Origin of the sequence: Luminiphilus sp. nBUS_16 (assembly GCF_051201645.1) — a bacterium.
Lineage (GTDB): Bacteria > Pseudomonadota > Gammaproteobacteria > Pseudomonadales > Halieaceae > Luminiphilus.
Genome location: NZ_CP179205.1, coordinates 957,877 through 983,862, shown reverse-complemented (window position 1 = coordinate 983,862; position 25,986 = coordinate 957,877). Strand labels below are relative to the sequence as shown.

The 25,986-nt window shown below is 52.9% G+C and carries 26 protein-coding genes; 10 read left to right on the top strand and 16 right to left on the bottom strand.

Annotation, left to right across the window (positions count from 1 at the left end; all coding sequences use genetic code 11):
- The 10 genes from ACMAY6_RS04455 to rpsB form a co-directional block, all read right to left on the bottom strand.
- Window positions 1-522 carry an OmpH family outer membrane protein gene (locus ACMAY6_RS04455; protein ID WP_435214803.1) on the bottom strand — a complete coding sequence of 174 codons (522 nt, stop codon included), beginning with the start codon at window positions 520-522 and terminating at the stop codon, window positions 1-3.
- Between the two features lie 29 nt (window positions 523-551).
- A complete protein-coding gene (bamA, locus tag ACMAY6_RS04450) occupies window positions 552-3,122 on the bottom strand; it encodes an outer membrane protein assembly factor BamA (protein ID WP_435214802.1) in 2,571 nt (856 codons plus the stop codon).
- A gap of 173 nt (window positions 3,123-3,295) precedes the next feature.
- Complete coding sequence (gene rseP, locus ACMAY6_RS04445) at window positions 3,296-4,648, bottom strand: RIP metalloprotease RseP (RefSeq protein WP_435214800.1); 1,353 nt, start codon at window positions 4,646-4,648, stop codon at window positions 3,296-3,298.
- Between the two features lie 4 nt (window positions 4,649-4,652).
- Entirely contained in the window at window positions 4,653-5,858 is a 1,206-nt protein-coding gene (ispC, locus tag ACMAY6_RS04440; protein WP_435214798.1) for a 1-deoxy-D-xylulose-5-phosphate reductoisomerase, read from the bottom strand.
- Complete coding sequence (locus ACMAY6_RS04435; RefSeq protein ID WP_435214797.1) at window positions 5,845-6,681, bottom strand: phosphatidate cytidylyltransferase; 837 nt, start codon at window positions 6,679-6,681, stop codon at window positions 5,845-5,847. Before ACMAY6_RS04435 ends, ispC begins: the two co-directional genes overlap by 14 nt.
- Window positions 6,682-6,683: 2 nt before the next feature.
- Window positions 6,684-7,466, bottom strand: coding sequence for a polyprenyl diphosphate synthase (uppS, locus tag ACMAY6_RS04430; RefSeq protein WP_435214795.1), 783 nt, complete (start codon window positions 7,464-7,466; stop codon window positions 6,684-6,686).
- A 31-nt stretch (window positions 7,467-7,497) separates the two neighbouring features.
- Window positions 7,498-8,055 carry a ribosome recycling factor gene (frr, locus tag ACMAY6_RS04425; RefSeq protein WP_435214793.1) on the bottom strand — a complete coding sequence of 186 codons (558 nt, stop codon included), beginning with the start codon at window positions 8,053-8,055 and terminating at the stop codon, window positions 7,498-7,500.
- A 45-nt stretch (window positions 8,056-8,100) separates the two neighbouring features.
- A complete protein-coding gene (pyrH, locus tag ACMAY6_RS04420; protein WP_435214792.1) occupies window positions 8,101-8,817 on the bottom strand; it encodes a UMP kinase in 717 nt (238 codons plus the stop codon).
- A gap of 159 nt (window positions 8,818-8,976) precedes the next feature.
- Window positions 8,977-9,834: a translation elongation factor Ts gene (gene tsf, locus ACMAY6_RS04415; RefSeq protein ID WP_435214790.1), complete on the bottom strand. Its 858-nt coding sequence runs from the start codon at window positions 9,832-9,834 to the stop codon at window positions 8,977-8,979.
- Window positions 9,835-9,949: 115 nt separating this feature from the next.
- Entirely contained in the window at window positions 9,950-10,717 is a 768-nt protein-coding gene (rpsB, locus tag ACMAY6_RS04410; protein ID WP_435214789.1) for a 30S ribosomal protein S2, read from the bottom strand.
- A gap of 250 nt (window positions 10,718-10,967) precedes the next feature.
- Here rpsB and map point away from each other — a divergent pair, with 250 nt between their 5' ends.
- From map to dapE, 7 genes are read left to right on the top strand one after another with little or no spacing between them, the layout of a single operon-like run.
- A complete protein-coding gene (map, locus tag ACMAY6_RS04405) occupies window positions 10,968-11,747 on the top strand; it encodes a type I methionyl aminopeptidase (RefSeq protein WP_435214787.1) in 780 nt (259 codons plus the stop codon).
- Between the two features lie 23 nt (window positions 11,748-11,770).
- The gene (gene glnD / locus ACMAY6_RS04400; RefSeq protein WP_435214785.1) at window positions 11,771-14,398 is read left to right on the top strand and encodes a [protein-PII] uridylyltransferase; all 2,628 of its coding nucleotides are present in this window, start codon (window positions 11,771-11,773) and stop codon (window positions 14,396-14,398) included.
- Window positions 14,395-15,585, top strand: a complete 1,191-nt coding sequence (gene dapC / locus ACMAY6_RS04395) for a succinyldiaminopimelate transaminase (RefSeq protein WP_435214783.1) — start codon at window positions 14,395-14,397, stop codon at window positions 15,583-15,585. Before glnD ends, dapC begins: the two co-directional genes overlap by 4 nt.
- Before the next feature lie 4 nt (window positions 15,586-15,589).
- Window positions 15,590-16,273, top strand: a complete 684-nt coding sequence (gene nth / locus ACMAY6_RS04390; RefSeq protein ID WP_435214781.1) for an endonuclease III — start codon at window positions 15,590-15,592, stop codon at window positions 16,271-16,273.
- 52 nt (window positions 16,274-16,325) lie between these two features.
- Complete coding sequence (locus ACMAY6_RS04385; protein WP_435214779.1) at window positions 16,326-16,676, top strand: Spx/MgsR family RNA polymerase-binding regulatory protein; 351 nt, start codon at window positions 16,326-16,328, stop codon at window positions 16,674-16,676.
- 27 nt (window positions 16,677-16,703) lie between these two features.
- Window positions 16,704-17,714 (top strand): 2,3,4,5-tetrahydropyridine-2,6-dicarboxylate N-succinyltransferase, encoded by a 1,011-nt coding sequence (gene dapD / locus ACMAY6_RS04380; RefSeq protein ID WP_435214777.1) that lies wholly within the window; start codon window positions 16,704-16,706, stop codon window positions 17,712-17,714.
- Window positions 17,701-18,852 (top strand): succinyl-diaminopimelate desuccinylase, encoded by a 1,152-nt coding sequence (gene dapE / locus ACMAY6_RS04375; RefSeq protein ID WP_435214775.1) that lies wholly within the window; start codon window positions 17,701-17,703, stop codon window positions 18,850-18,852. The genes dapD and dapE overlap by 14 nt, the downstream gene beginning before the upstream one ends.
- Here dapE and ACMAY6_RS04370 read toward each other — a convergent pair.
- The 3 genes from ACMAY6_RS04370 to ACMAY6_RS04360 are packed head-to-tail and all read right to left on the bottom strand — an operon-like array spanning window position 18,824 to window position 21,144.
- Window positions 18,824-19,246 (bottom strand): hypothetical protein, encoded by a 423-nt coding sequence (locus ACMAY6_RS04370; RefSeq protein WP_435214773.1) that lies wholly within the window; start codon window positions 19,244-19,246, stop codon window positions 18,824-18,826. The genes dapE and ACMAY6_RS04370 overlap by 29 nt on opposite strands.
- Window positions 19,247-19,255: 9 nt before the next feature.
- Window positions 19,256-20,029, bottom strand: coding sequence for a class I SAM-dependent methyltransferase (locus ACMAY6_RS04365; RefSeq protein ID WP_435214772.1), 774 nt, complete (start codon window positions 20,027-20,029; stop codon window positions 19,256-19,258).
- 2 nt (window positions 20,030-20,031) lie between these two features.
- Window positions 20,032-21,144 carry a hypothetical protein gene (locus ACMAY6_RS04360; protein ID WP_435214771.1) on the bottom strand — a complete coding sequence of 371 codons (1,113 nt, stop codon included), beginning with the start codon at window positions 21,142-21,144 and terminating at the stop codon, window positions 20,032-20,034.
- 59 nt (window positions 21,145-21,203) lie between these two features.
- Here ACMAY6_RS04360 and ACMAY6_RS04355 point away from each other — a divergent pair, with 59 nt between their 5' ends.
- A complete protein-coding gene (locus ACMAY6_RS04355; RefSeq protein ID WP_435214769.1) occupies window positions 21,204-21,710 on the top strand; it encodes a hypothetical protein in 507 nt (168 codons plus the stop codon).
- On the top strand, window positions 21,703-22,617 hold the full coding sequence (locus tag ACMAY6_RS04350; protein WP_435214767.1) for a lysophospholipid acyltransferase family protein: 915 nt from the start codon (window positions 21,703-21,705) through the stop codon (window positions 22,615-22,617). The genes ACMAY6_RS04355 and ACMAY6_RS04350 overlap by 8 nt, the downstream gene beginning before the upstream one ends.
- Here ACMAY6_RS04350 and ACMAY6_RS04345 read toward each other — a convergent pair.
- Genes ACMAY6_RS04345 through dapA form a run of 3 tightly spaced genes read right to left on the bottom strand, consistent with a single transcriptional unit; the run spans window position 22,542 to window position 25,251 of the window.
- Complete coding sequence (locus ACMAY6_RS04345) at window positions 22,542-23,342, bottom strand: MBL fold metallo-hydrolase (RefSeq protein WP_435214765.1); 801 nt, start codon at window positions 23,340-23,342, stop codon at window positions 22,542-22,544. The two genes, ACMAY6_RS04350 and ACMAY6_RS04345, sit on opposite strands and share 76 nt — an antisense overlap.
- Window positions 23,342-24,376 (bottom strand): outer membrane protein assembly factor BamC, encoded by a 1,035-nt coding sequence (gene bamC, locus ACMAY6_RS04340; protein WP_435214764.1) that lies wholly within the window; start codon window positions 24,374-24,376, stop codon window positions 23,342-23,344. Before bamC ends, ACMAY6_RS04345 begins: the two co-directional genes overlap by 1 nt.
- 2 nt (window positions 24,377-24,378) lie before the next feature.
- Window positions 24,379-25,251 carry a 4-hydroxy-tetrahydrodipicolinate synthase gene (dapA, locus tag ACMAY6_RS04335; RefSeq protein WP_435214762.1) on the bottom strand — a complete coding sequence of 291 codons (873 nt, stop codon included), beginning with the start codon at window positions 25,249-25,251 and terminating at the stop codon, window positions 24,379-24,381.
- Window positions 25,252-25,338: 87 nt separating this feature from the next.
- Here dapA and ACMAY6_RS04330 point away from each other — a divergent pair, with 87 nt between their 5' ends.
- The gene (locus ACMAY6_RS04330) at window positions 25,339-25,863 is read left to right on the top strand and encodes a DUF3806 domain-containing protein (RefSeq protein WP_435214760.1); all 525 of its coding nucleotides are present in this window, start codon (window positions 25,339-25,341) and stop codon (window positions 25,861-25,863) included.
- Window positions 25,864-25,986 lie beyond the last annotated feature (123 nt).

The following is a 25,986-nucleotide window of genomic DNA, read 5'->3' as shown; positions in this document are numbered from 1 at the left end:
TCACTCTTCAGCGGGCAACTGGTTTAGCTTGTCGGTAACCTTAGCAGTGATGCTGTAACCGAGATCGGCATGGATCACTGTTTGCTGCTGCAGTAACAAGCCAATTTGCTCTGTAGTGATAATGTCTCTGAGGACTTCCCGGGCCTTGGGGGCAAGCTCCTGAAAAACACGTTGCGCATTTTGCTGCTGTAGGGTCTGCAGCTTCTTCGCAACATACTCAAGGTCCGAATTTTTACTGGAGATCTTCTGTCTGGCAGCGACCATCTGGTCTTCGCTCATCGCGGCTTGGTCACGTTGAAATTCTTGCACGAGCTTATCGAGCTCTTCCCGCAAGCTTTCAAATTCATTTTTATCACCGGTGAAACCTTCATTATTTTCGAACTCAGCTAATCGCTGCTGCGCCAAGTCAGTTTGAAGTATCGCCTCCTCGAGATTGACGACCGCGATTTTACCCTGCGCCATCGCCAGCGTGGGTAGTACCAACAGTGTCGCAGACACCAAGAATTTATTGAATGGTTTCACAACAACCTCCCTTAACAGAGTTTTTAAAATTAGAAACTTCTACCCAGCGTAAACTGGAACACTTCGCGCTCATCGATCTCGCTGGCGTTGAGCGGTTTCGCTAAGCTGAACGTCAATGGACCAAACCCTGACAGCCAAGTCACACCAACGCCGACAGAATAACGCAGCTCACCGGCGTCGACATCAAAACAGTTAACCTGATTGCCGCGACAGTTGGTATTGAATACGTTGCCCACATCCAAGAAGAATGCTGAACGCAGTGAACTTCGATCCTTAATAAATGGCATCGGGAAGAGCAATTCAGCACTGCCTTCGGCAAGCACGTTACCGCCGAAAGGATCTGGTCTTGTCGAAATAGGCTGTACAACGAGTTTGCCCGTTCGAGGATCGACGACGTAGCCAAAGCCACGCCCTGTTGGTCCACCTACCTGCGTAGGATTGCCGTTTTCGTCAATTTGCGTGATCGGGCTGTTTGAGTTGTATATCAGTGGTGGTGTACTGCGCGGGCCCAGCGTATTGGCCTCGAAACCTCTAACAGAGCCGAAGCCACCTGCGAAGAAATGTTCATAGAAAGGCAATTCACTGGTATCTCCATACCCGCCACCGTAGCCCAATTCACCGCGCAAATGCAGCACAAACTCCTGATATATCGGTAGGTAGATTTCTCCCCGATAAGTGAGCTTATAGAACTCCAAATCAGAAAGTGGCACGGCAACTTCAAGAGCGACTGACTGTGAAACACCGCGGGTCGCTAGTTGCCCGCGATTAAGCGTTGACTGCAGCCAAGAGCCCGTGACGCTGAAGTTCAAATATTCATCGCCGTTTAAGTCCAAAAAGCCCAGTTGATCCGGGATTGTCAACGCGGTAATGGGTAGTTCTGCAATGGGCCGCAATACCTCAGCAGCCGCGTAGGTGCCATCGGCTTGCAACGTGCTCTCGTACCAATTTTCAACGCCAGGCTCTAGGCGCGGGCTGGATTTTATCTCTTGAACGGCATATTGCCCTGCGGTGATTTTGGTATCTGTCACACCAAACGAAAAACCCAAACGCTGAGTTTCACTAATGGGATACCCAAAGTTCATGTTGGCGCCGACGGTATCGGTGGTGTAGCTCGCCACGTTAATTTCTGAAAGGTCCGTCTTCCTGTAGAAGACACTAAAGCCTCGACTAACCCCGTCTTCAGTGAAATAAGGATTCGTGTAGTTTAGGCTTACGACGTCTTGGTAGCGCGAGGAGTTAAGGTTGACGCCCACTCTGCGGCCAGTACCCAAAAAGTTGTTCTGCTGTAAGTTAAGACCCAGGATCAACCCGGCATCTTGCGCGTATCCGATACTACCGCCGATGGAACCAAATGATTGCTCGGTTACCGTGTATTCCACGTCGATTAAGTCATCGGAGCCTGCGACTTCCTCAGTATCAGCCTCGACGGTTTTGAAAAATCCCAATCGCTGCAACCGAATTCGCCCTTGCTCAATGGCAGAGGCCGATGCTGGGGCTGACTCCATCTGCCGCATTTCTCGACGGAGTACGTCATCGGAAGTGTCTAGGTTACCGCTAAAATCAATTCTTCTGACGTAGGTCCGCTTTCCAGGGTCCACGAAAAACTTGATTTTAACCTGGCTGTCTTCCTCAACCTCAGGAATGCCCGTAACCGTAGCGAAATTGTACCCCTCGTTACCGAGGCGACGGGTTAAGTACTCCTCAGTCGTGGTAATCAGGGTTTGAGAATAAACTTGGCCAGGCTGCACCAGCAAAAAGCGCTTGAGGTCTTCCTCGGGCAGAACCAGGTCCCCGGAAAGCCCAACTTCACTCACTGTAAATTTTTCGCCCTCGGTGACATTTGCCGTGATGTAAACCGCCTCCATACCCGGGGAAATGGCGATCTGTGTCGAATCGATATTGAATTCGAGATAACCCCGATCAAGGTAGTATGAACTCAGTGCTTCAAAGTCGGAGGTTAATTTTTCTTTGGAATATTTGTCATCACTGGTGAAAAAAGACAGCCAGCCAGTTGTCTTCAACTCAAAAATGTCGCGGAGTTCTTCGTCCGTGTAGATGGTATTGCCAACGACATTGATGTGCTTTATCGAGGCGACCGTCCCTTCATTGACATCAATGGCAATCGAAACGCGGTTCCTAGGCTCCGGGATAACCTCGGCCTCAATACGAGCATCGTAGCGTCCCTGAAGTACATACTGCCGCTGCAATTCGAGCTGCATTCCCTCGAGCGTTGAACGCTGAAACACATTCCCTACAGAAAGGCCTGCACCCTTTAGCCCATCTAGCAAGGCTTCGGTCTCAATGGCCTTGTTACCGTCGATCGTGATCTCGCTGATGCTCGGCCGTTCGGCAACCGTGACAACCAACACCGATCCGTCTCGACCGATCGAAATATCGTCGAAATTTCCGGTCGCAAATAAATTTTTAGCCGACGCTCTGATCGCGTAGGTATCTGCCACGTCACCCACACCGACGGGTAGAGCAGCAAAAACGCTTCCCGGGGAAATACGCTGCAATCCTTCGACGCGGATATCGCTGATACTAAACGCCTCAGACTGGGCCTGCGAAAGCGCAGGAAGCAGAGTCAATAGCGCGAGCATTAGCCCCGCTACACATCGACAGCGCCCCGCTTTACTTTTACTTTTAACAAACCACATCAAAAGATGCTCTCTCCCACAAAACTGTTGCCTTTTTGCGCAATCAGTAACAAAGCCGCTCCAGACCGTTGCCCTCTAGCAGCGGCAGGTTCGAAATAGCTTGATAAGCGACCCATCTACAGCCGACTAAAATCATTATACAGGGCAAAAGCCATGAGACTCATCACCATAATTAGTCCCATTTGATACCCCCAACCCTGAATGCGCTCGGGTACAGCCCGTCCAGTGAACGCCTCGATGATGTAAAACAGCAAATGACCACCGTCAAGGATAGGAATAGGCAGTAAATTTAAGGCCCCCAGTGAAATACTCAACAACGCAAGGAAACCGAGCCACGATTGCCAGCCGGACTCTGCTGACGATGCGGCCACCTGCGCAATGGTGATGGGCCCCGATAGATTGGCTGTCGAAATTAACCCTTGCAGCATCTTTAAAATTGATTCAAATGTAAACACGATAAGGTCAAAAGTTCGCTGCAAAGCCGCCAAAAGTGCGTCGAATGGCCCCCTGTCGAAGACCCGCAGGCTTTCCGCAGGAATTTCGGGCGCTTGCACAGACATTCCCACACTGCCGATGGTATCCCCATTGGACAGTTTCTCCTCCGGCGTTAGGCTAAGTGACACCTCCAATCGGTCACGCTCTACAACCACGGCAATAGGAACACCCGGTCTAGCCCGAACGTAATCGACCCAATCTGACCAATTCGCCATCATCTGATTGTCTGCGGACACAATCCGATCCCCCGGTAGGAATCCAGCCAACTCGGAAGGCGAGTTTTCTATGGTCTCCTCGACAACCGGCAGCACTGGAGGGAAGGCCAGGGCAATACCCAAACCTCCAATAGGGTTTGGGGCCTCAATACCTGCAAGCCACCGGTCAATCGGGGCATTTGAACTGTATTGAACCTCTGAGCCCGCATAACGGGCCTCCAATTCAATGAAACCTGAGTCGCCTAAACGCTCCAACAGGCGAAAACTCAGCGCATTGATGGTTGGGGTGGGTTTACCGTCAACGCTGATGATTTCTTGACCCACTTCAATGCCTGCAAAATAAGCCGGCGAATCGGGTTCAACACTTTCGACGACTGGCACTAGGCCTTTCTCGCCGCTCAAAAACAGCACCCAAAACACAAAAATAGCCAGCAGGAAATTGGCCAACGGTCCAGCACTGACAATCGCAATGCGTGCCCAAACAGACTGGTGATTGAAGGCGCGATGGAGTTCACTTGACGCAACTTCACCTTCGCGTTCGTCAAGCATTCGCACGTAGCCGCCTAAGGGAATTGCCGAGATGGTGTATTCAGTGCCGTCAGCATCTTGAGTTCGCCACAGAGGCGTACCAAAACCCACTGAAAAGCGCAGTACTTTTACGCCGCAGCGCCTAGCGACCCAAAAGTGGCCGTATTCGTGAAATGCCACCAAAATACCCAGTGTTATTAGCGCCGTGAGCACCGTCCAGAGAAATTCCACAGCCTTACCCCCCCCCCGAGTCGCGTGTTAATTGCTGAATACGCTCTTGAGCGCAAATCCTTGCGCGACCATCCAAATCCTCAACAGCCTCCAAACTCTCTGGCTCGCTACTCGAGACCCGCTCTAGGGTGTTTGCTATGACGTCATCAATACCGGTGAACCCCAACTCTCCGCCTAAAAATGCAGCTACAGCGATTTCATTCGCCGCATTAAGAACACACATACCTCCCGGCTGGGTAATGGCCTCTTGTGCCAGTCGCAGGCAGGGGAAAGCCTCTAAGTCGGGAGCTTCAAAATCGAGCTTTGCTACGCTGACCAGATCTAACGGCGAGACGCCTGCATCAATTCGCTCAGGCCAAGACAAGCCGTACGCAATCGGTGTCCGCATGTCTGGATTGCCTAACTGCGCGAGCACTGAACCATCGTCATAACGCACCAAAGAATGAATAATACTTTGTGGGTGAACCACCACGTCGATGTCGTCGGGGGTGCACTCAAATAACCAGCACGCTTCGGCAAGCTCCAATCCTTTGTTCAACAATGTTGCTGAATCCACCGAGATCTTACGACCCATAGACCAGTTGGGGTGCGCACAGGCTTCCTCAGGGGTCACGCTCACTAAATCAGCGCGGCGGCGGCCCCTGAAAGGCCCTCCGGATGCGGTCAACAAAATTTTCTCGACTCCCGCTGATTGGGGTCGGCCTTGGGCATTGGCCGGCATGCACTGAAACATGGCATTGTGTTCGCTATCGATCGGCAACAATGTCGCGCCACCGGCGCGCGTCGCCTCCATGAAAACACGGCCAGCACTTACCAAAGCTTCTTTGTTGGCGAGTAACAGTCGCTTGCCATGTTCTGCAGCGGCCAATGTGGGTCGCAGACCAGCAAAGCCCACTATCGCAGCCATCACCACATCGACCTCAGGGGCGGACGCCGCATCAATCAGCGCCTGCGCGCCGCCAAGCACTTGCGTTGGGCACTCAGAAGGCAGCCGAGAAGCCAACTGCTCGGCGGCATCTGGGCAAGCCATGACCGCTTGTGCAGGCTGGTGAGCAAGCACCAGTTCGAGCATTTTCTCGACGGAACGATACGCCGTTATGGTGTGTAAACGAAAGCGGTCAGCATGACGACTGAGCACGTCCAGAGTACTAAGACCAATAGACCCGGTAGCCCCCAAAACGACAACCTGTTTCAGCTCAGTATCCTGCAAGAAGTAATCCCAACCCAAACACAGGAGCAGCCGCGCACAACCCATCGATTCTGTCTAGGAGACCCCCATGACCCGGAAGCAACCTACCGGAGTCTTTGACGCCACTTTCGCGTTTTACCATGCTGACAGTCAGATCACCCAATACGGAGGCACCTGCTACCGCAAGACCTAGGAGAGTTACTGTAACCAAAGAAAGATGCGCCATATGCTGAGGCAACATATAGGCCACGATACAGGTAAGGACGACAACTGACGCTACCCCCCCAAAAAAACCCTCCCAAGTTTTACCGGGACTTACCCGGATTGCCAGTTTGTGACGTCCCCATCGGCGGCCTACAAAGTAAGCGCCAATGTCAGCTAAGGCCACGGCCAATACCATTAAAATGAGCAGCTCAGTGCCGCTGGGCATCGTGAGTAGGAAGATCGTAGACAACCATGTTGTCGTTAAAATGAACAAACCAAAGACCGCCCGGCTCATCCGACTGCGCCAAATCCATGCGGTACCCGGATAACTCTCAACCATGAGCATAACGACAGACCAAAAAAAGCAGGCAGAACCCAACCAGGGTTGGAAAACCTCAGGAGACGGCGCATTACCAATGGCGAGCGCTACCCAAGTTAACGCCAGCAGGCCTATATAAGTCAAAGTGTAGGACACTCTTAACGGCACGGATTTGATACCAGACAGGCCACTCCATTCCCAAGCACCTGCAGCCGCGACCGCACCAAAGATTATTGCCAGTGCCTCTAAACGCAAAAAATAAACTGCCGCCAAAAAAGCTAATGCCAACAACACCCCTGTGATCACCCTCTGACGCAACATGATCAGGCGTTCCCAGCTATGTCCAGAGACTGAACAAAGGCATCATCGCCGCCACGCAATCCGAATCGTCGCTCGCGGCTCTGAAAGTCCTCAATAGCAAGGGTCACGGCAGCCGCGTCAAAGTCAGGCCAAAGCACGTCGCAAAAATAAAATTCCGTGTAAGCCATCTGCCAAAGCATGAAATTAGAAATCCTAGCGTCTCCACCAGTGCGGATACACAGATCTGGCGCGGGTAAATCACCCAGCGACAGCGCCCGCTCAAACCGCTCAGGGGTGATCTCATCGAGGGTCGTCCTCCCCGAAGCAACCTCACCCGCAAATATTTTTGCAGCCTCCACCACATCCCACTGACCGCCGTAATCCACTGCCAGTGTCAGTGTGGCCCCGGTATTGAGCGCCGTTAACTCTTCACTGCGGCCCATCAACCGCTGCAAACGGCTGCTTAACCGATCCCGTCGCCCTATGAAACGGAGACGGACATTATCTCGTTGCAGTTGCTCCACCTCGCGACGCAAGTAATGACAAAGCAGTGCCATCAAAGCTCGAACTTCAGTTTCGGGTCGCCCCCAATTTTCACTGCTAAAAGCGAATAAGGTGAGTGCCTTAATCCCCTTTTCCTTACAGGTTTTCAGCGCCGCACGCACCGCCTCCACGCCCGCCCGATGTCCTGCAGGCACGGGAAGCCCTCTACGACTCGCCCAACGCCCGTTACCGTCCATAATAATGGCGATGTGCTGGGGTTCTGGCCGCCAGTTAACGAGGTTGGATTGAAAGGGTGTATTCATCGTATTGTCGGCACTTGGGCCAGGAACTCCTTCAGATTTCCATCAAATCCGTTTCTTTCGCCGCTAGAGCTTCCTCTACTTTGGCGACAAACGTATCGGTCAGTTTCTGGATAATGTCCTGAGCACGGCGCTCATCATCTTCAGAGATCTCTTTATCTTTAAGTAACTCCTTCAGCATGCCATTTGCATCACGTCGGGCACTGCGAATGGACACTCGGCCCGCCTCTGCCTCAGCCTTCGCTTGCTTAATAAACCCGCGCCGGGTTTCCTCTGTCAACATAGGCATGGGAATGCGCATCACATCACCCGCCGTTGCAGGGTTAAGACCCAGGTCAGATTTCATAATCGCTTTTTCAATAGTCGGCGTCATGCTCTTATCAAAAGCGGTTACGGCCAAAGTACGAGCATCCTCAACGGTGATATTAGCCAACTGATTCAGAGGCGTGAGCGACCCATAATATTCAGCCTTGATGCCATCCAGCAGGCTAGGATGCGCCCGACCCGTTCGAATTTTGTTGAAGTGATGACCCAGTGCATCCACGGCCTTGACCATGCGCTCCTCAGTCTCAATGCGAATATCGTCAATCATGGTTTTTTTCCTGTATTGCAACAGCTCTGTGACTGGAACCGTCCATCAGCTAATCAAAGTGCCCTCTGAGCCACCCCTAACAATACTGAGCAGCGCGCCTCGCTGTGCCATATCGAAGACACGAACGGGTAAATTATGATCACGGCACAGGCAAATTGCCGTTAAGTCCATCACCTCCAGCTTGCGATCTAAAACCTGATCAAAAGTCAGCTGATCAAAACGCTCAGCAGCTGCATCCTTCATTGGATCCGCGCTGTAAACGCCGTCGACTTTTGTCGCCTTCAAAACGAGATTGGCGTTGATTTCAATGCCGCGCAAGCACGCCGCCGAATCGGTCGTAAAAAACGGATTGCCGGTTCCCGCGGTAAAGATAACAACATCTCCGTTGGATAACGCGCGAATAGCCTTTCTGCGGTCGTAATGATCGACAACGCCGCTCATGGGGATGGCTGACATGACTTGAGTGGCGATGTTGGAGCGCTCCAGCGCGTCGCGAAGTGCCAGGGCATTCATCACGGTGGCCAGCATGCCCATATGGTCGCCGGTCACCCGATCTAGGCCAGCAGCTTGAAGCGCTTTACCGCGAAACAGGTTGCCGCCGCCGACAACCAGACCCACTTGTACGCCGATACCAACTAATTGACCAACCTCGAGGGCAAGCTGATCCAGTACTTTAGGATCGATTCCAAACGCTTCTTCGCCGGTGAGGGCCTCACCGCTGAGTTTGAGCAGAATGCGTTTGACTATTTTTTCGCTTGCCACAGGTCTTCTCCTTTCTCAAGACTTTACTATCCTACCGGACACTTGAGTCGTAAGTCAGGCCATAAGTTCCTGACCGGTGCTTACTAAGCGACATATGACCAACAAAAAACCGTTCGGCCAGCTTGCTGCGACCCCAATGTTAGTGGGGCCGCATCAAATTTACCCTTTAAGCTGGGCAGCGACCTCGTCGGCAAAATCAACTTTTTCCACTTCGATACCCTCGCCAACCTCAAAGCGTGAAAACGACACCACTTCAGCACCCGCCGCTTTGACAAGGCTTCCTACTGTCACATCGGGGTCTTTAACAAAGGCCTGTTCTGAAAGGCTGTTCTCGGCAAGGTATTTTTTGATACGTCCGCCAATCATTTTTTCAATGATCTCTGCTGGCTTGCCAGACTCTTGTGCCTGAGCGGTAAAAATATCGCGCTCTTTTTCGAGGAGCTCCTCAGGCATGTCCGACGGAGATACCACCTGGGGATTGACCGCAGCAACATGCATGGCGACGTCGCGAGCAAGGTCTTGATCACCACCGCGCAACTCGACTAGCACAGCGATTCTATTGTTGCCGTGCACATAACTTCCCACAACACCGTTTTCTGCTGTGACCATAGAGGCCCTACGGATACCGATGTTTTCTCCGATTTTCTGCACCAGCGCTTCACGAGCTTCCTCAAGGGAACCTGACTTCAGTGCCTCAACATCGGCAGATCGGTTTTCGTAAAGCTTATCAGCCACCGAACCCACAAAACCCAAAAAGCCTTCATCTCGAGCGACAAAATCAGTCTCACTGTTCACTTCGACCAATACACCGAAGCTGCCATCCTCGGCGATGCGCGTTGTTACAACGCCGTCCGCCGCAATTCGGCCCGCTTTTTTCGCTGCCTTCATTCCGCTGGATTTACGCAAAGCCTCGATGGCTGCGTCAATATCGTTAGCGGCTTCCTTCAGCGCTCTTTTACACTCGAGGAGCCCCAGTCCTGTGCGCTCTCGAAGCTCCTTTACCAATGCTGCTGACATGCTATATCCCTCATCACGCCATCTCGGAAGTCATTTCCGAAAAAGCTCTGTTAGTTTGCTGCAGGGCGTTCGCCCCGCTGAATTAAAAAAAAGCCGCGCAAGGCGCGGCGTAATCTTAGGCGTCGGCCTCTGCCGATTCGGCTGTGTCTGTTGGCGTTTCTTCAACCTCGACAAACTCATCAGCGGCGGGCACTTCGCCTCGCTCAGCTTTGCCTTCCAAAACGGCGTCGGCAACAGCTTTCACATAAAGCCTGATGGCTCGAATCGCGTCATCATTTCCGGGAATCACGTAATCGATACCATCGGGATTGCTATTTGTATCGACGATGCCAATGACGGGAATACCCAACTTGTTTGCCTCAGTAATGGCGATTCGCTCGTGATCGACGTCAATAACAAACAGGACGTCAGGCAAACCGGTCATATCCTTGATTCCGCCGACGGAACGATCTAGCTTTTCTTTAGAGCGAGTACGCATCAGCGCCTCTTTCTTTGTCAGCTTGGCGAAAGTACCGTCAGCTTCCTGATCCTCAAGCTCTCGCAGCCGCTTTATGGATGAGCGAACGGTTTTGTAGTTGGTGAGCATGCCGCCCAGCCAACGATGACTGACATAAGGCATACCACAGCGAGCAGCCTGCTCTTCGATCACTTTACCTGCCGCCCGCTTAGTGCCTACAAACATAATGTTGCTTTTGTTGCTCGCAAGGCGCTGGACGTGTTTGAGCGCGTCATTGAACGCCGGCACGGTGTGCTCGAGATTGATAATGTGTATTTTGTTTCGCGCCCCGAAAATGAATTGGTCCATTTTGGGGTTCCAGAAACGGGTCTGGTGTCCAAAGTGGGCGCCTGCTTGTAGCAGATCGCGCATGCTTACTTGAGCCATAAATACCTTCCTGAGGTTTGGGTTTTGATCGTCACACGTCCGCTAGGTCCAACCGAAAAACGGCACCCGGCCCAGCTTTTATGATGTGTGAAGTCGACATTAAAGCGAAGGCAAACACCCTCGCCCCGCCGGACTCATTCCAACGAGGCGCGCGTTATACCATATTTCCACGAATTGGAGAAGGAAAAAGGACATTAGCGCGTCCTTTGGTTACAATGCCCTTATCCCCGGAAAAGAGATGTGAATTGGCATGGCTGCTACACCCAAAACCCCCGAAGAGCTCCAAGGCATGCGCGTTGCAGGCCGCCTAGCGGCTGAAGTTCTGGAGATGATAGAGCCATTGGTCAAAGTCGGAATGACTACGGGAGAGCTAGACCGCATTTGCCACGATTACATCGTGAACGTTCAGCACGCCATTCCAGCTCCCTTAAATTACCACGGGTTTCCCAAGTCCATTTGCACCTCGGTAAACGATGTGATCTGCCATGGCATCCCCTCAGACAACAAAAAGCTCCGCAATGGTGACATCATCAACATCGACGTTACTGTGATCAAGGACGGCTGGCATGGTGACACCAGCATTATGGTGGGCGTGGGCGACGTGGCACCCCATGCAGAGCGATTGATTCGCATTACGCAGGAATGTCTTTACAAGGCACTTGAAATTGTTCGGCCCGGAACGACCTTGGGTGACATCGGTCACGTGATTCAACGTTACGCGGAAGAAAATTATTATTCCGTCGTTCGCGAGTATTGCGGCCATGGCATTGGGCAAATTTTTCACGAAGAGCCCCAAATTCTCCACTACGGTTCTCCAGGCTTGGGGGAGGTTCTTACTGAAGGCATGACCTTTACTATCGAGCCCATGATCAATGCAGGCAAACGTCATACCAAGCTCAACACCAAAGACGGCTGGACCGTGACCACTCGTGACGGACGACTTTCCGCGCAGTGGGAGCACACTCTCGCGGTCACTGCTGATGGGTGTGAAGTCTTTACCAAAAGAACTCCCGAAATCCTGCCTTGTTGAGTTGACCCCAGAGAGCGCGATTCATGGCCAAGCCAATTAGCCATTCAGACCAACCTGTGCAAGATTGCCAGCGATATCTTGCGGAGGTCACTGAAGAAATTACTGGTGACTTTCACCCGACCAGCCCGGTCTGGCCCCTACTATCTGCTCGCTCAGCGGCGGTTGACGATGTTCTGACCCATCTGTGGCGTTTTTATCTGGATCAGCGAATAGATTTAGCACTTGCGGCCGTAGGTGGTTACGGCCGCGGTGAACTGTATCCATTCTCCGATATTGACCTGTTAATCCTCGTCACGCATCCCCCCGACGAAAGCACCGCAGCACAACTCTCCGAACTATTGAGAAATCTTTGGGATATCGGCCTCAAAGTTGGGTCTAGTGTCAGGACGCTGGACGAGTGCGAAACTCTAGCTCGGGAGGATCTCACCATTTTTACGTCTCTGCTTGAGGCGCGCTGCATCGCCGGGAGCACTGAGCTATTTGCACAACTAAAAGGCCATATCGATGCAGATCGGATGTGGGACAGCAAAGACTTTTATAAGGCGAAGCTTGAGGAAACCGAGTCGCGCCACGATCATTTTGGCAACACCGAAAGCAATTTGGAGCCTCACGTCAAGAACGGTCCCGGTGGACTCAGGGATATTCAGGTCATCGGCTGGATTGCCAAACGCCACTACGACGTTGCCTTACAGGACCTCAATGAAGCTGACTTTCTCAACACCGATGAGCAGAGGATGTTGGAAGCCGGTCAAAATTTTATCGGGCAAGTGCGTTTCGCGCTGCATACGTTAAACGGTCGAGAAGAAGATCGTCTGCTTTTTGAACAACAACAGAAGCTCTCTCAACTTTGGGAAATGGTTGACGGTGAAAAACTTGCGGTAGAGCAGTTTATGCAAGTTTACTATCGCTGGGCACAGGCCTTGGCGCAACTTCGTGAGCTTGTCATGCAGGCTTTCGAGCGACAAATTTTGCACAGCGATGATCGCGAAAAAGCCCGACTGCTTAGCGACGACTTTGAGGTGATAGGCGGCCTGCTGTCTGCAAGGCGAGATGACGTTTTTATCAAAGAACCCTCAAACCTGTTGCAGGTGTTCGTTGTCCTCGCCAATAACTCTAATATCAGCGGAATTGCCCCGGGAACTTGGCGGCTGTTAAGAGCCGCCCACGACCTTATCGATCCCCCCTTTAGAGCAGACCCAGTCAATCAAAGACTGTTCATGGAGCTCATTCGCTCACCACACGGCGTCACTTTGCAACTGCGTCGCATGGCCAGGCATGGCTTGCTGGGCAGGTATCTCCCAGAATTTGGGCGCATCGTGGGGCAAATGCAATTCGATCTATTTCACGCCTATACCGTTGAAGCGCACACCCTTGAGGTTCTCGCCAATACCCGCCGATTCATGCGCGCCGACTACACCGATAAATTCCCAGTCTCCACACGAATCGCCCAGCGCCTCAGGGCGCCCGAGCTGCTCTACATCGCTGCGCTTTACCACGATATCGGGAAGGGTCGCGGTGGGGATCACTCCGAGTTAGGTGCCGTCGACGCACAGGGATTTTGCGAGAGACACAGTCTCAGCCAAACCGATACCAACCTAGTGGTGTGGTTAGTGCGCAACCATCTACTGATGAGCTCCTTCTCACAGCGCAAAGACATCTCGGATCCCGATGAGATCGCCCTCTTCGCCAAACATGTGGCCACGCAAGAGCGCCTAGATTATTTGTATACCCTCACCGTCGCTGACATTCATGGCACGAACCCAGAACTTTGGAATGCCTGGCGCAGCACGCTGCTACGTCAGACCTATACGGAAACCCGCCGAGCGCTTATTCGAGGACTGGAAAATCCCGTAGACCGTCAGAGTGTGGTTGATACAACTCGTCAAGCGGCTTTGGAATTGCTAGAGGATCGAGGCTTTATCAAAGCTGACATCGAAGGCATCTGGGCGTTGAGAGGCGATGACTATTTCCTGAGAGAGCGCCCGGATGATATTGCCTGGCATACCGAGTCCATCGCAGACCATAGCAATCTCGAGCAAGCTCTAGTCCTAATTCGGCAAAGCAGCGATTCAACCGTAGCCAACGCAACACAAATTTTTGTTCATGCGCCTGACAGCCCCGATCTCTTTGCTCGTATTTGCGCCCAATTGGAACTCTTAGACCTGAGTGTGAACGACGCTAGAATTTATTTAGGGAGCGATGGCGCAACGCTAGATACCTTTTATGTGCTGAAGGCCGATGGCAACCCGGTTTCAGGAGATATCACTACCCTAGAGAGCATCAGAGTCGGGCTGTCTGCTGCGCTGACTCAGAAAGAGATCCGCACCGTCACTCGACACACGCCACGTCGGCAAAAATCATTCGTCATTCCCACTGAGACATCGGTTCATCAAGACGATCGACGCGGCTGGACGGTACTTGAGATTGCCACCCCCGACCGCCCTGGGCTACTCGCCAATATTGGCGCGGTTTTCGTGGCCCAAAACGTATCACTGCAGGCGGCAAAAATTCAGACATTGGGCGAGCGCGTAGAGGATGTCTTTTTTGTCACCACAAGTGATGGCAATAGCATAAGCGACACTCAAGCACTGATTCGTCTCGAGGACGCGATAAAACAAGCTCTCGACACAGAGCTGCAAAGTCAGCTATGAATCCGGGTTTAAACGCATTACAGCCCTATCCATTTCAACGACTGGGCCACTTATTTAAAGGCATATCGGCGGCAAACCTGCCTGAAATAGCACTGACAATTGGTGAACCTCAGCACGCCCCGCCTCAAGTGGTCATAGAAGCACTTACCCAAGCCCTCGGTGAAATCAGTCACTACCCCTCCACCACGGGCTCAGCGTCGTTACGGGCGAGTATCGCGCGCTGGATAGAGCGGCGGTTTGAGCTGCCACGGATTGATGCTGATGCTCAGGTCCTGCCGGTGAACGGCACTCGCGAGGCTTTGTTTGCAATTGCCCAGACCTTAGTGACCCCCGGCGAGCCGGGAAGAGTTATGAGCCCCAATCCGTTTTACCAAATCTACGAGGGAGCAGCATTGCTAGCGGGCACAAACCCCACATTCGTTCCGGCCAACAGTTGCAACAAATTCAAGCCCGACTTTTCCAACGTTACTGCTGATGACTGGGAACAGCTGGAGCTACTGTACATTTGCAATCCAGGGAATCCATCGGGTGCGGTCATGGCCGAGGCCGAGCTACGGACCCTCATTACCCTTGCTCAAGAACATGATTTTGTTATCGTTAGCGACGAATGCTATAGCGAAATTTATCCCGACGAACAGGCACCACCCACGGGTCTTCTTAGCGCTGCGGCGAACATGGGCCTCAACGATTTCACTCGATGTCTGTGCTTTCACAGCTTATCAAAGCGCTCCAACCTCCCTGGGCTGCGATCAGGTTTCGTCGCGGGAGACGCTGACATCATTAAAAAATTTACGCAGTATCGAACCTATCATGGCTGCGCCATGCCACCTCACCACCAGATTGCAAGCTCGGTTGCCTGGAGCGATGAAACCCACGTGGTGGCGAACCGCGCTGCTTACCGCGCCAAATTTGAAGCCGTGGTGCCCATATTATCTTCACAGCTCGACGTCACCACCCCAGACGCTGGCTTTTACCTGTGGCCTAAAACGCCGTTTGACGACTTGGAATTTGCGTGTGAGTTACTGAGACGCTGCAACGTCGCGGTTCTCCCTGGGCAGTTTTTAGGCCGAACGGTCAATGGCGAGAATCCGGGAGAAAACCGTATCCGCATGGCACTGGTCACCGATCAGGAAACATGCGTTGAAGCCGCACAGCGGATCGTTCAAGCACTCGAGCAAGGCTGGTAAAGCTATGGCCCCTGAACCCTCTACACCGCAAAATCTAACAAAAGGAGAGCGCGTCACTTTTATCGACAGGCGCCTCGCTGAACTGTACCCAAAACCTCCGGTACCCCTAGATCATAGTGACCCCTTTACACTCTTAATTGCGGTCTTATTGAGCGCGCAGTGCACCGACGAGCGGGTCAATCAGGTGACCCCGGGATTGTTCGCCGCCGCCGATACACCCGAAACCATGGCTGAACTCTCAGTCGAAGCTATTCGCAGCATCATTCGACCCTGCGGGCTGTCTCCACAGAAATCCAAAGCGATTAAGGGCTTGAGTCAGATTTTGATTGCCCAGCATGATGCTCAAGTTCCTCGGACTTTCGAAGCGCTTGAAGCTTTGCCTGGTGTCGGCCATAAGACCGCTGGCGTAGTGATGGCTCAGGCCTGGGGCCACCCTGCATTTCCTGTCGACACGCATATCCATCGTCTTGCCCAGCGCTGGGGTTTGACCCGGGGCAGAAACGTTGTCGAAACCGAGCGGGATCTCAAACGCGTCTTCCCAGAGTCCCGCTGGAACGATCTCCATTTGCAAATTATTTTTTACGGCCGGGAGTACTGCACAGCCCGAGGCTGTGATGGTCGGGTCTGCGAAATATGTACTACCTGTTACCCCCTTCGCAAACACCCCAAAAAGATCAACAAACCCTGATTCTGATAGGCTTATGGCCTGCCTGACCTAATTGATGAGTGTAGGAGCTCCTATGGACCCTGTGATTTACGGTATACCCAATTGTGATTCCATTAAAAAAGCAAAGCAGTGGTTCGAATCTGAAGACCTAAATTACCAATTCGTGGATCTTAGAAAAACCGCCCCTTCACCAACGCAGCTGCGCCATTGGATCGATGCCGTAGGTCAAAAAGCGCTGCTCAATAAACGCAGTACAACTTGGAAAAATCTTTCTGAACAGGAGCGGTTGAAGGCAGAGAGCGGGGATGCGATAGCACTCTTACTCGACCACCCAACGCTGATCAAGCGACCGGTGCTAGAGCACCAAGGCGAGACCGCTGTAGGCTTTAGCGCCACCGACTATGCCATTCGCTTTCAACGATAAATTTTCTAACATTTACAGGAGACGACCATGAGCATGGTGCATGGATTTGGACTGGGTATTGCTACCCACAATACGGCGGGCGAGACACTAGACGTCTTTTACCCTAACCCGCTCAGCAATATCGGAGGCGATCTTGCCGCGGTGGTACAAGGTGTGTCGGGCCCTCTCGATGAGAGCCAACTCGCGGAGCTCAGCAGTAACTTTGCTGCGGTAGGCGCCAGTGAGCAGGCGGCTGTTGCCGATCAGCTAAAATCTTCGAGTGGCAAGGTGTTGGCGACCACACTCACCGACAACGCCGCCCCAGAGACCGTTGCGGATGCGTATCTAAAGCTGCACTTGTTGTCCCATCGCCAAGTCAAACCCCACGACACCGAACTGGAAGGGGTTTTTGCGTTACTGCCCAATGTGGCCTGGACAGATCAGGGCGCCGTCTGCCTGAGCGATCTGGCACAGCGCCAGTTGGATGCGCGCCTGCGAGGGAGTGTACTCGAGGTCGCGAGCGTCGATAAGTTTCCCAAAATGACAAATTACGTAGTGCCAAGCGGTGTACGCATTGCCCACACGGCTAGAATCCGACTGGGCGCTTACCTAGGTGAAGGAACGACGGTGATGCACGAAGGCTTCATCAACTTCAATGGGGGAACAGAAGGACCCGGCATGATCGAGGGGCGAATTTCAGCAGGCGTCTGGGTAGGTGCGGGCTCAGATCTTGGCGGAGGCTGTTCTACCATGGGAACCCTCTCTGGAGGCGGCAATATTATTATCTCAGTAGGCCGAGAGTGTTTGATTGGGGCCAACGCCGGATTGGGGATCCCCTTGGGAGATCGCTGCACGATCGAAGCTGGACTATTCATAACGGCGGGCACCAAAGTGACACTTTTAGATGGTGCGAGAAAACCTGTGGAAACCGTCTCAGCCCGCGACCTCGCAGGGAAATCAGACCTATTATTCAGGCGGAATAGCACGTCTGGCACTGTAGAGTGCCTCACTAACCGCTCAGCCATTGAATTGAATGAGAGCCTTCATGCCAACAACTGAATACGGGGCAGCAGCCGTTGCGCTGACCCGCCAACTCATAGAATGTCCGTCCGTTACGCCCAACGATGCAGGCTGTCAGGAAATACTGATGCAGCGACTGACAGCTGCCGGGTTTGACTGCGAGCCCATGCGCTTTGGAGAGGTCGATAATTTCTGGGCGACCCGCGGCAAGGGTGAAGGCACGCTCGTTTTCGCAGGCCATACCGATGTCGTTCCAACGGGACCCGAAACACGATGGTCAACGCCGCCCTTTACACCCACTGAGCGCGACGGTGTGCTCTATGGCCGAGGCACTGCCGACATGAAGGCAAGCCTTGCCGCCATGACCGTGGCAGCAGAGGCTTTCGCCAAACAACATGGTGATCACTCCGGGCGGCTGGGCTTTTTAATCACCGCAGACGAGGAAGGTCCTGCAACAGACGGAACGGTCAGAGTTGTTGATGAACTGATCGCCAGAGGAGAGCGGCTTGACTGGTGCGTGGTCGGCGAGCCCTCAAGCTCTGCGTCTCTCGGTGACGTGATAAAGAACGGGCGACGCGGTTCCATTAATGGGGTGATCACAATCCGGGGCAAACAAGGTCACATCGCTTACCCTCAATTCGCAGACAACCCGATTCACTCGGCATTTTTGGCCCTCGATGCACTCGCGAAGGAGCCTTGGGACCAAGGCAACGCCTTCTTCGAGCCCACTCGCCTACAGTTTGGAAATATTCAAGCGGGCACAGGCGCTACCAACATTATCCCGGGCACACTGACGGCACAGTTTAATGTGCGTTTCTCAACAGAGACTGACGCGACGGCGATACGCAGCCGCTGCGAACAAATTTTGAGTCAGCACGTCTCTGAATTTGATATTGAATGGCGACTGAGCGGCGAGCCCTTTTTGACTGAGCCTGGTGCATTGGTCGATGCGGTCGCCGCCAGTATTGAGTCCATCACGGGAACAGCCCCAATATTGTCGACGGGCGGGGGTACCTCCGACGGACGGTTCATCGCCAAAACCGGCACCCAAATTGTAGAACTGGGGCCCGTTAATGCTTCGATACATCAAGTCGACGAGCATATTTCACTCGATGATATCCCCCGACTCACCGCCATTTACTTTGGCATCATGTCACGCCTGCTGGCGGCTCACTAAGCGACCGCAGCTCAACCTCACATGCCGAGGTTCCCGTAGGAAAATCTCGAGACTCCAACCAACATGACCAAAATGCAGCTACCGACTTCGTTAATGCGTCGGTTGGTTGCGGTAGCTCCAAGACAACTTTCAATCCAGCATGACTGGCTAAGCCAAGCGCCGTCTGAAGCAGCATCCAGGGCGCTTCAATAAACGACTGAAGTGTTTCGAGCTCATGCTGCCTGCCGGGTTCTATAAGGGGGGAATGCTGCTCACAACGCAACACAAGCAGCGCCAACGGCTCTGACTGTCGCAACCGATCACAAGCATCACCCTGGCTCAATGCATCGGTGACTCTAGAGCTTAAAACTGTCTTACCCCCACGAGCACAGCCCGTTACCAGACACGCTGACATAGCAATCTCCTAGAGTGCATAAACATCAAACCGCACAGCCTTCCCCTTGATGGTATGTGACGGCTTTCGAAGATCAAGTGCGGGCGATTTCAAAGGCCGCTTAACAACGACACGCCGCACGGGTTGTGACATTGCCCAGGCAAGCAGTTGCTCGTCTTCGTTTTCCAAACTGCCGTGCAGTGCCTGCAATACACTGAGATCTTTCTTTACCGCGGCGGACCCTCGACGTTCAGTAAACATGGGATCCAAGTAGATAACCGTTTCTTTTGAAGTGTTGTAATTGCGACTGTCTCCGGGTTGCAGTTGCATCCGAGAGCACGCCAACTGGACCGACGCAATGGCAGAAATCGACGCTCGTTCCAGCGCCTGCTCAAGCATGAACGCTAGCACCGGGGATCTTTCAATTAGAGTGACAGAGCACCCGAGGTCAGCTAAAACGTAAGCATCCCGCCCTAACCCGGCGGTCGCATCTAACACCGATGGCCTGACGTCACCCTTGACCCCTACAGCTCTTCCCAACAGCTCATTTTGTCCGCTCTTACGTCGGTGCTGAAGTCCCGGGGATGCGAAATCTACTCGCACGGGGCTCACCTGCTCTGATGAACGCTTTTGTAGCCACAAATCATCGTGGTCAACAAAAAGTGCGACGGGAGAAATTACCTCTTCGGCATGGCGCGCCACCCGACAGCTCAACTGGCCTGCAATACGTTGCGCAATAGGCCATGCCCCAGCAGTCGCAGGTACAACCGTACACGCCTCCGACGTCGCTTCAGGCTGACTCAAGGCTAGCGTACTCCCAGCCTCAAATTCTCATCGGACAGCTCAATTTCGAGCTCCAAATTCAGTGCCTCAAGGGCCATGCCGTGCTTATCCACCATCGACAAGGTCTGCAAAGCCCCCTCCTGAGAGGTCACAGCCCGAATATCCGTCAGAGACTGCCCCGCTATGCGCAGTTTGTTGAGCTCTTTCAACTCAGCAATAGCCTGCGCTACGAACTCTTGCGCACCAAAAACACCTTCACGATTCGGCAAATTCGCTTGAAATTCACCCAGGATAATCTGTCCTGCCCTGCCAGATTCGAGCATTCTAGCCAGGGCAATTGTCACGTCTCCCACGATGTAGCTCAAAACTGAGGGGTTTACACCCTCAGCCTGAAACAACTCGTAGTGGCTACCAATATGAAAAGCCGATCGAATAACAGGCACTGTGTTCCCTGACGCTTGGCCTCTAGCTACCGCATTATCAATTAAAATCAGCAGCAAAAACGACAACATATCTAGATCTGGGTAGGCGCCCTGATCGCGATTCCACACATAATATCCATCGCCGGTGGTGGTTCTTGCAAAATTTACATCGACGCCCTGACGCTGCAGCTTGCTGTACGCTGAGTTCATTGAGTAAGACAAGGAATTGAGTTGGCTCGCCTGCTCAAACGGGGTGTAGAGGGAGAACTCAGCAATGTCAAAAAGCAGCACCGCACGGGAGCTGACATAGCTGATTCCATAGCTTGAAATAATAGCGTCGGCCGCCGCTAGCATCTCGGGGTCTTCCCCCAAAACGCCATCGAGCTTGATGAAACTGGTGGACACACCGAGTCGCCGAGCAATACTAAAAATCTCCCCGTGACTTTTGAGACAGGAGCCTCCGATAACCGCACTCACAAACTGCTCTTTTTCCGCAAGCTCACCGCTACCCTCCCCAGCGGTGAGGTTACCCAAAAAGTAATGGGGAACCATCAGTGTCAGCACACCCTTTGGGTCAGGGGCCCAGCACAACACCATATTCTGCCCTAGGCGCCAATGTTTGCGCAGCGATTGCTCCAACTGTTTCAGTATCCGAGCCCGTTGAGACCCTGACTCACCCTGGCGTCGGCGCAATTGACCGGATTTATCTACCATAACTGTGTCTCAAGACCCGCGTTCTTGGCATTATACGTAGTCACAGTCAGGAGTCGCCCATGTATCGCATCTGCTTGCTCTGCTTTTTGCTCGCCGCTTGCCAGAATTATGACGTCACGTTAAACGATCGTCAGGTCTACGGACCCGCTCGACTGTTCACGGATTTTAAGGTCGCTGATGAGGCATTACAGCGGTGTATCGAGCAACGCATTACGGATGAAAATATTGCGGATCCTCTCGAGCTAAAGGCGCTCAACTGCAGCAATGCCGGCATTGCCTCGTTAAATGGGCTCGGTCAGTTTGCTGGCCTCACCCAGCTAAAGCTCTCTGATAACCGTATACGCAACCTTGTGGAATTGGGACAGCTTTCGGGTGTTGAGTCACTGTGGCTCGATCACAATGTCGTGGTCGATCCTGTGCCCTTAGCGCAACTAACGAAACTCCAGCTACTAGATCTGACCAACAATCCAATGCTGCAATGCCCCAAAGTCGGCCTGCTCGATTATGTCACTACCCTAACGGTGCCCGAACACTGCCATAGGGCTTCCGAAGGACAAAATGATTAAATCAATTTACTCGGCACTAGCTCGACTGCCTCTAAAGTGGCTTTATGCCGCGTCCTCAGGCGGGGCCTGGTTACTGCAACATGTATTCCGTTATCGGCGGAAAGTCGTAGAACAAAATCTCGCCCAAGCGTTCCCCGAGTGGACCACAGCGGAAATCAAGACAACCCGCAAACGGTTTTACCGAAACCTGTGCGACACCGCCGTCGAAATTATTGCTGGATCGCGGCAACCACTGACTTTTTTTGAACAGCACCTTGAGGTCGTCAACCCAGAATTACTTGCCGAGTTAAGCCAGCAGGGACAACAGTCGGTTTTGGTGATGCTGGCACATCAGGGCAATTGGGAGTGGATGCTCCATCGTGCCGCCGCGCTATATGAAATGCCGATGGCATTTGTTTATAAGCGACTTCACAGTGAAGCTGCCGACGCGTTCAGCCTACAAGCCCGCAGACGGTTTGGCGCAACTGCGATTGAAATGCGTGACACTGCGCGAAATATTATTCGGCACCGTAGAACACCACGACTAATTTACATGCTCGCTGATCAATCTCCAGGGTTGCGTGAGCGCGTCCATATCACCACGTTTCTCAATCGAGAAACCGCCTTTTTTTCAGGCGCAGCGTCGCTGGCTAAGGCAACTGGCTTCCCCGTCGCCTTTGCGAAATGTCAGCGCAAGAAACGCGGATATTTTGAGGTTGAAGTCATGGAAATTACTCGGGAACCCAAAGCGGTAGAAGAATCATGGATCATTGAACGCTATGCCGAACTCACCGAGGCGGCCATTCGCGCCTACCCGGAAGATTGGCTATGGAGTAACCGTCGCTGGAAGCATCAAGCACTGACCGCTTCGGCGAGTGCAAAGCCCGCATTACCAGACACCGATAACCACTCGAAGCCGGAATCCTGACAAGCGAGATGAACCGCCGCTTGATGGTGACTAGCCGCAGCAGCAAGGGCTGCCAAGGCGTGCTCTTTGCTATTGTTTTTAAGGCTTAAATGCCCAGCCACCAAAACTTTCAATCGGTGATTATCAAGTCTTTGTAACAACTCCCTAGCCTGATTGTTGTTCAAATGTCCAAAGTCACCGGCCACACGTCGCTTTAGAGACGCGGGATAAGAGCCTTGCATCAGTAACTCAAGCTCGTGATTAAATTCTAGTAGCAGGGCATCGCATCCAGAGAACGCTTCCACGAGGTGCGGAGTAATACTGCCTAAATCGGTCAGCAGCCCCAGAATGCCCCCTGCAGCTTCAAACCGAAACTGCACCGGCTCTCGGGCGTCGTGAGGCACAGGAACGGCCAGAACGTGAATCGACCCTATCGTAAAATCATCCCCCGCGTTGATCAAAACCTGCTGAAAAACGCCGGATAACCGGCCGCTTGCGGCGGTGCCGTGGGTGCAATATACGGGGGTTTTGTAGTGTCGTGAAAAACTCGCCACTCCGCCACTGTGATCCCCATGCTCGTGGGTCACAATAATTGCATCAATGTCTTCAGCGGCAACATTTAATCGCTGCAGGCGACGCTCGGTCTCCCTGCGAGGAAAGCCGCAATCAACTAGGATCAGCGTCTCCTCGGTGTTCACCAAGGTCGCGTTACCCTGGCTACCACTACCCAGGGAAGCAAATCGCATCAGTTGATAGTGCCTTTAATCAATGTCAGCAAAGCTTGCTGGTCTCTGCGCTCAACCGGGCCACCGTCCTCACCCATGAGCGAAATGACCATTCGTGACTCTTCTACCGAGGCGACCTTTACAAGGAACTTTTGGTTGGCAAGAGGATGGGCGTCTTCTCCGCCCCACATCCAGTCAAACCAACCGCTCTCGTCTTCTTCCTGAGGACCCACAAAGGTCAGATAGAATACGCCCTCGGTGCGATCTTTATCGTCAATAGCAAATCCCGCTTCAGGCAGCGCTTTGTTCATGGAAGCCCAAGCGCGGTTGAAGGGCAGACGCAATATCAAACGCGTCGCAGTCTCACTGTCTTCGAGCGTGACGCGCCCCTCGTCACCCATCGCCCTGTCCGCCATCATTGAAACGGGGGCCGCCTCGGCGCTATTGGCAATAAATTGAGCAATGTTGCGCAGCATCTCCGACTCAAGCTCGAGGTCATCAGATACCGCTGGCCAGGAGGTATCGCTGCCCGATTGATTTTGTTGCAACACGTGAAGCTCAGACGTATTACGCTGAACACCGGTGTCCACTCTAAACCGGAATCGCGTGGGTAACGCCCTGTCTTGTAGAGTGACGAACTGTGTATCTATCAATCCAGATTCAGCATCAGAAGCTGCCACAGCAATCCCCGAGGCCGTGAGAAACCCCCGCACTTGTGGCCAAAGCTGCCCGGGGGCTACCGCAACAAGAGCCCAGCTTTCGTCAGCTAGGCGTTGAATGCGCACCGTCTCGTATTGATTGGAGCCGGTTAGCGGAGCGGGTCTGGGTACCTCAAACTCACTCTCCAATAAAAAGCTCTGCTTAACATCAGGGATCGGGTAGGTGGGATCGAGCGCTTCGGTGGAAGCTGTCGCAGGCACTGAGATAACCGCCAACTCTGGGGCGTCTTGGTATCGGTCGGTGTTATCCGGGAACAAACCGTCTTCACCATAAATCCAGCTGCAGCCCTGAAGCAGCAACACGGGTAACGCGAGCACCAAGCCATACCTTTTCATCGTTAGAGTCCCGCCTGCCGGATTGCCTTTAAAACTGTGTCTTGATGCGCTGAAGACATTGCCACTAATGGCAACCTAATGCCATCGCTGATCATTCCCAACTCTACCATGGCCCATTTCACGGGGATGGGGTTAGCTTCAATAAAAAGCGCATCATTTAATGCGCTGAGCTCTGCGTTAATTTTCTGTGCCCCGGTGTAGTCACCGGCGATGGCCAGACGACAAACCTCCGCAACTTTGCTCGCCGCGATATTTGCAGTCACCGAAACGTTGCCACGACCACCAGCGCTCATCAAATCAAGGGCTGTCGCATCATCTCCAGAGTAAACCGCAAAGGTGTCAGGTAGTTTTGAGATTAAGTCCCTCCCACGCTCGACATCGCCCGTAGCATCTTTGAGCCCTGCAATATTTCCCACCTCACTTAGCCTGAGAACGGTCTCATTACTCAGATCGACACCTGTTCTTGATGGCACGTTGTAGAGAATGATGGGAATGTTGACGGCTGCCGCAACCTGGCAAAAGTGGCGATAAAGCCCCTCCTGCGGCGGTTTGTTGTAGTAGGGAGTGACTAGCAGTGAGTATTCGGCACCGGCTGCAGCCGCAGCCACGGTCAATTCAATGGCTTCATGAGTAGAGTTAGACCCGGTTCCTGCAACCACAGGTATTCGACCAGCAGCTTGCTCAACAACGAACTGAATAACGTCAATGTGCTCACCCATGGTGAGGGTCGCACTTTCACCGGTTGTGCCCGCAATACCTAGCGCCGCAGTGCCCGCCTGAATGTGGTACTCAATCAACGTAGCGAGACCTTTTTTATCAATGGCGCCAGCGGACGTCATAGGTGTTACCAGCGCGACGATACTTCCGGTTATCATAGTGCTTCATCCAAAGGCATTGTTGGGTTTTGTACTTTGATCATGATCGCGCAATTATCCACTTCGAGAGTTTCGATACAACTTAAAGTGAGACAAATTATTCTCCCCTTTCTGTTGTTGTTTTTGTCGGTCACTGCTGGTCCCCAAAGTTGGGCTCAGGATGCCATCATCTCGCCCAACACCTTGGATCGACGCATTGAACCTCTGAGCCCTATCGACCAACAATTTATGGCTGCGCAGCGCTCTAGCATCGAATCTCTGGCAAACCAACTGGGCCAACAATTAACGGGGATTCCCCAACGGGATCTTGCCACTCTTCAACGTATTCTTGAGCTGGGTCTAATCGCCCCCGATGACAAATTAGAACTGCAAGCCCTTGGCGTAGTACTCGGAGATCTCTTCGCCAGCGAGCTTAACATGAATTGGGTCGTTTACCGTGATCGAGCAGGGCGCACACGAGCGCTGCAATATGGTAATAGTGAGGTGTTTCTCTTCCCGGTCACCATGATATCGCGACGTTGGGAGGTGGGCCACCAACGCCCCGTTGCAGATATTTTCGACACCAATGTCGCCACAACACGCGCAAAATTGCCGGGAGCCAATTGGCGCTGAGCTATCCTATGTGGGGTTGCTCCGTCATGAAGTATTAAAAGCGCTATCCTGCGTCAAAAACCATCTCACCGGCGATAGCAAAATCACCGCCCACTTAGCTAAAACGTTGTGACCACGAGGGAG

Coding starts and splice junctions, on each gene's coding strand:
- dapA (WP_435214762.1), bottom strand. CDS start 25,251: ATGATAACCGGAAGTATCGTCGCGCTGGTAACACCTATGACGTCCGCT.
- ACMAY6_RS04360 (WP_435214771.1), bottom strand. CDS start 21,144: ATGGTAGATAAATCCGGTCAATTGCGCCGACGCCAGGGTGAGTCAGGG.
- ACMAY6_RS04370 (WP_435214773.1), bottom strand. CDS start 19,246: ATGTCAGCGTGTCTGGTAACGGGCTGTGCTCGTGGGGGTAAGACAGTT.
- dapE (WP_435214775.1), top strand. CDS start 17,701: ATGCCAACAACTGAATACGGGGCAGCAGCCGTTGCGCTGACCCGCCAA.
- ACMAY6_RS04435 (WP_435214797.1), bottom strand. CDS start 6,681: ATGTTGCGTCAGAGGGTGATCACAGGGGTGTTGTTGGCATTAGCTTTT.
- frr (WP_435214793.1), bottom strand. CDS start 8,055: ATGATTGACGATATTCGCATTGAGACTGAGGAGCGCATGGTCAAGGCC.
- ACMAY6_RS04345 (WP_435214765.1), bottom strand. CDS start 23,342: ATGCGATTTGCTTCCCTGGGTAGTGGTAGCCAGGGTAACGCGACCTTG.
- bamC (WP_435214764.1), bottom strand. CDS start 24,376: ATGAAAAGGTATGGCTTGGTGCTCGCGTTACCCGTGTTGCTGCTTCAG.
- bamA (WP_435214802.1), bottom strand. CDS start 3,122: ATGCTCGCGCTATTGACTCTGCTTCCTGCGCTTTCGCAGGCCCAGTCT.
- ACMAY6_RS04355 (WP_435214769.1), top strand. CDS start 21,204: ATGTATCGCATCTGCTTGCTCTGCTTTTTGCTCGCCGCTTGCCAGAAT.
- dapC (WP_435214783.1), top strand. CDS start 14,395: ATGAATCCGGGTTTAAACGCATTACAGCCCTATCCATTTCAACGACTG.
- uppS (WP_435214795.1), bottom strand. CDS start 7,466: ATGAATACACCCTTTCAATCCAACCTCGTTAACTGGCGGCCAGAACCC.
- tsf (WP_435214790.1), bottom strand. CDS start 9,834: ATGTCAGCAGCATTGGTAAAGGAGCTTCGAGAGCGCACAGGACTGGGG.
- map (WP_435214787.1), top strand. CDS start 10,968: ATGGCTGCTACACCCAAAACCCCCGAAGAGCTCCAAGGCATGCGCGTT.
- ACMAY6_RS04350 (WP_435214767.1), top strand. CDS start 21,703: ATGATTAAATCAATTTACTCGGCACTAGCTCGACTGCCTCTAAAGTGG.
- dapD (WP_435214777.1), top strand. CDS start 16,704: ATGAGCATGGTGCATGGATTTGGACTGGGTATTGCTACCCACAATACG.
- rpsB (WP_435214789.1), bottom strand. CDS start 10,717: ATGGCTCAAGTAAGCATGCGCGATCTGCTACAAGCAGGCGCCCACTTT.
- glnD (WP_435214785.1), top strand. CDS start 11,771: ATGGCCAAGCCAATTAGCCATTCAGACCAACCTGTGCAAGATTGCCAG.
- nth (WP_435214781.1), top strand. CDS start 15,590: ATGGCCCCTGAACCCTCTACACCGCAAAATCTAACAAAAGGAGAGCGC.
- ACMAY6_RS04385 (WP_435214779.1), top strand. CDS start 16,326: ATGGACCCTGTGATTTACGGTATACCCAATTGTGATTCCATTAAAAAA.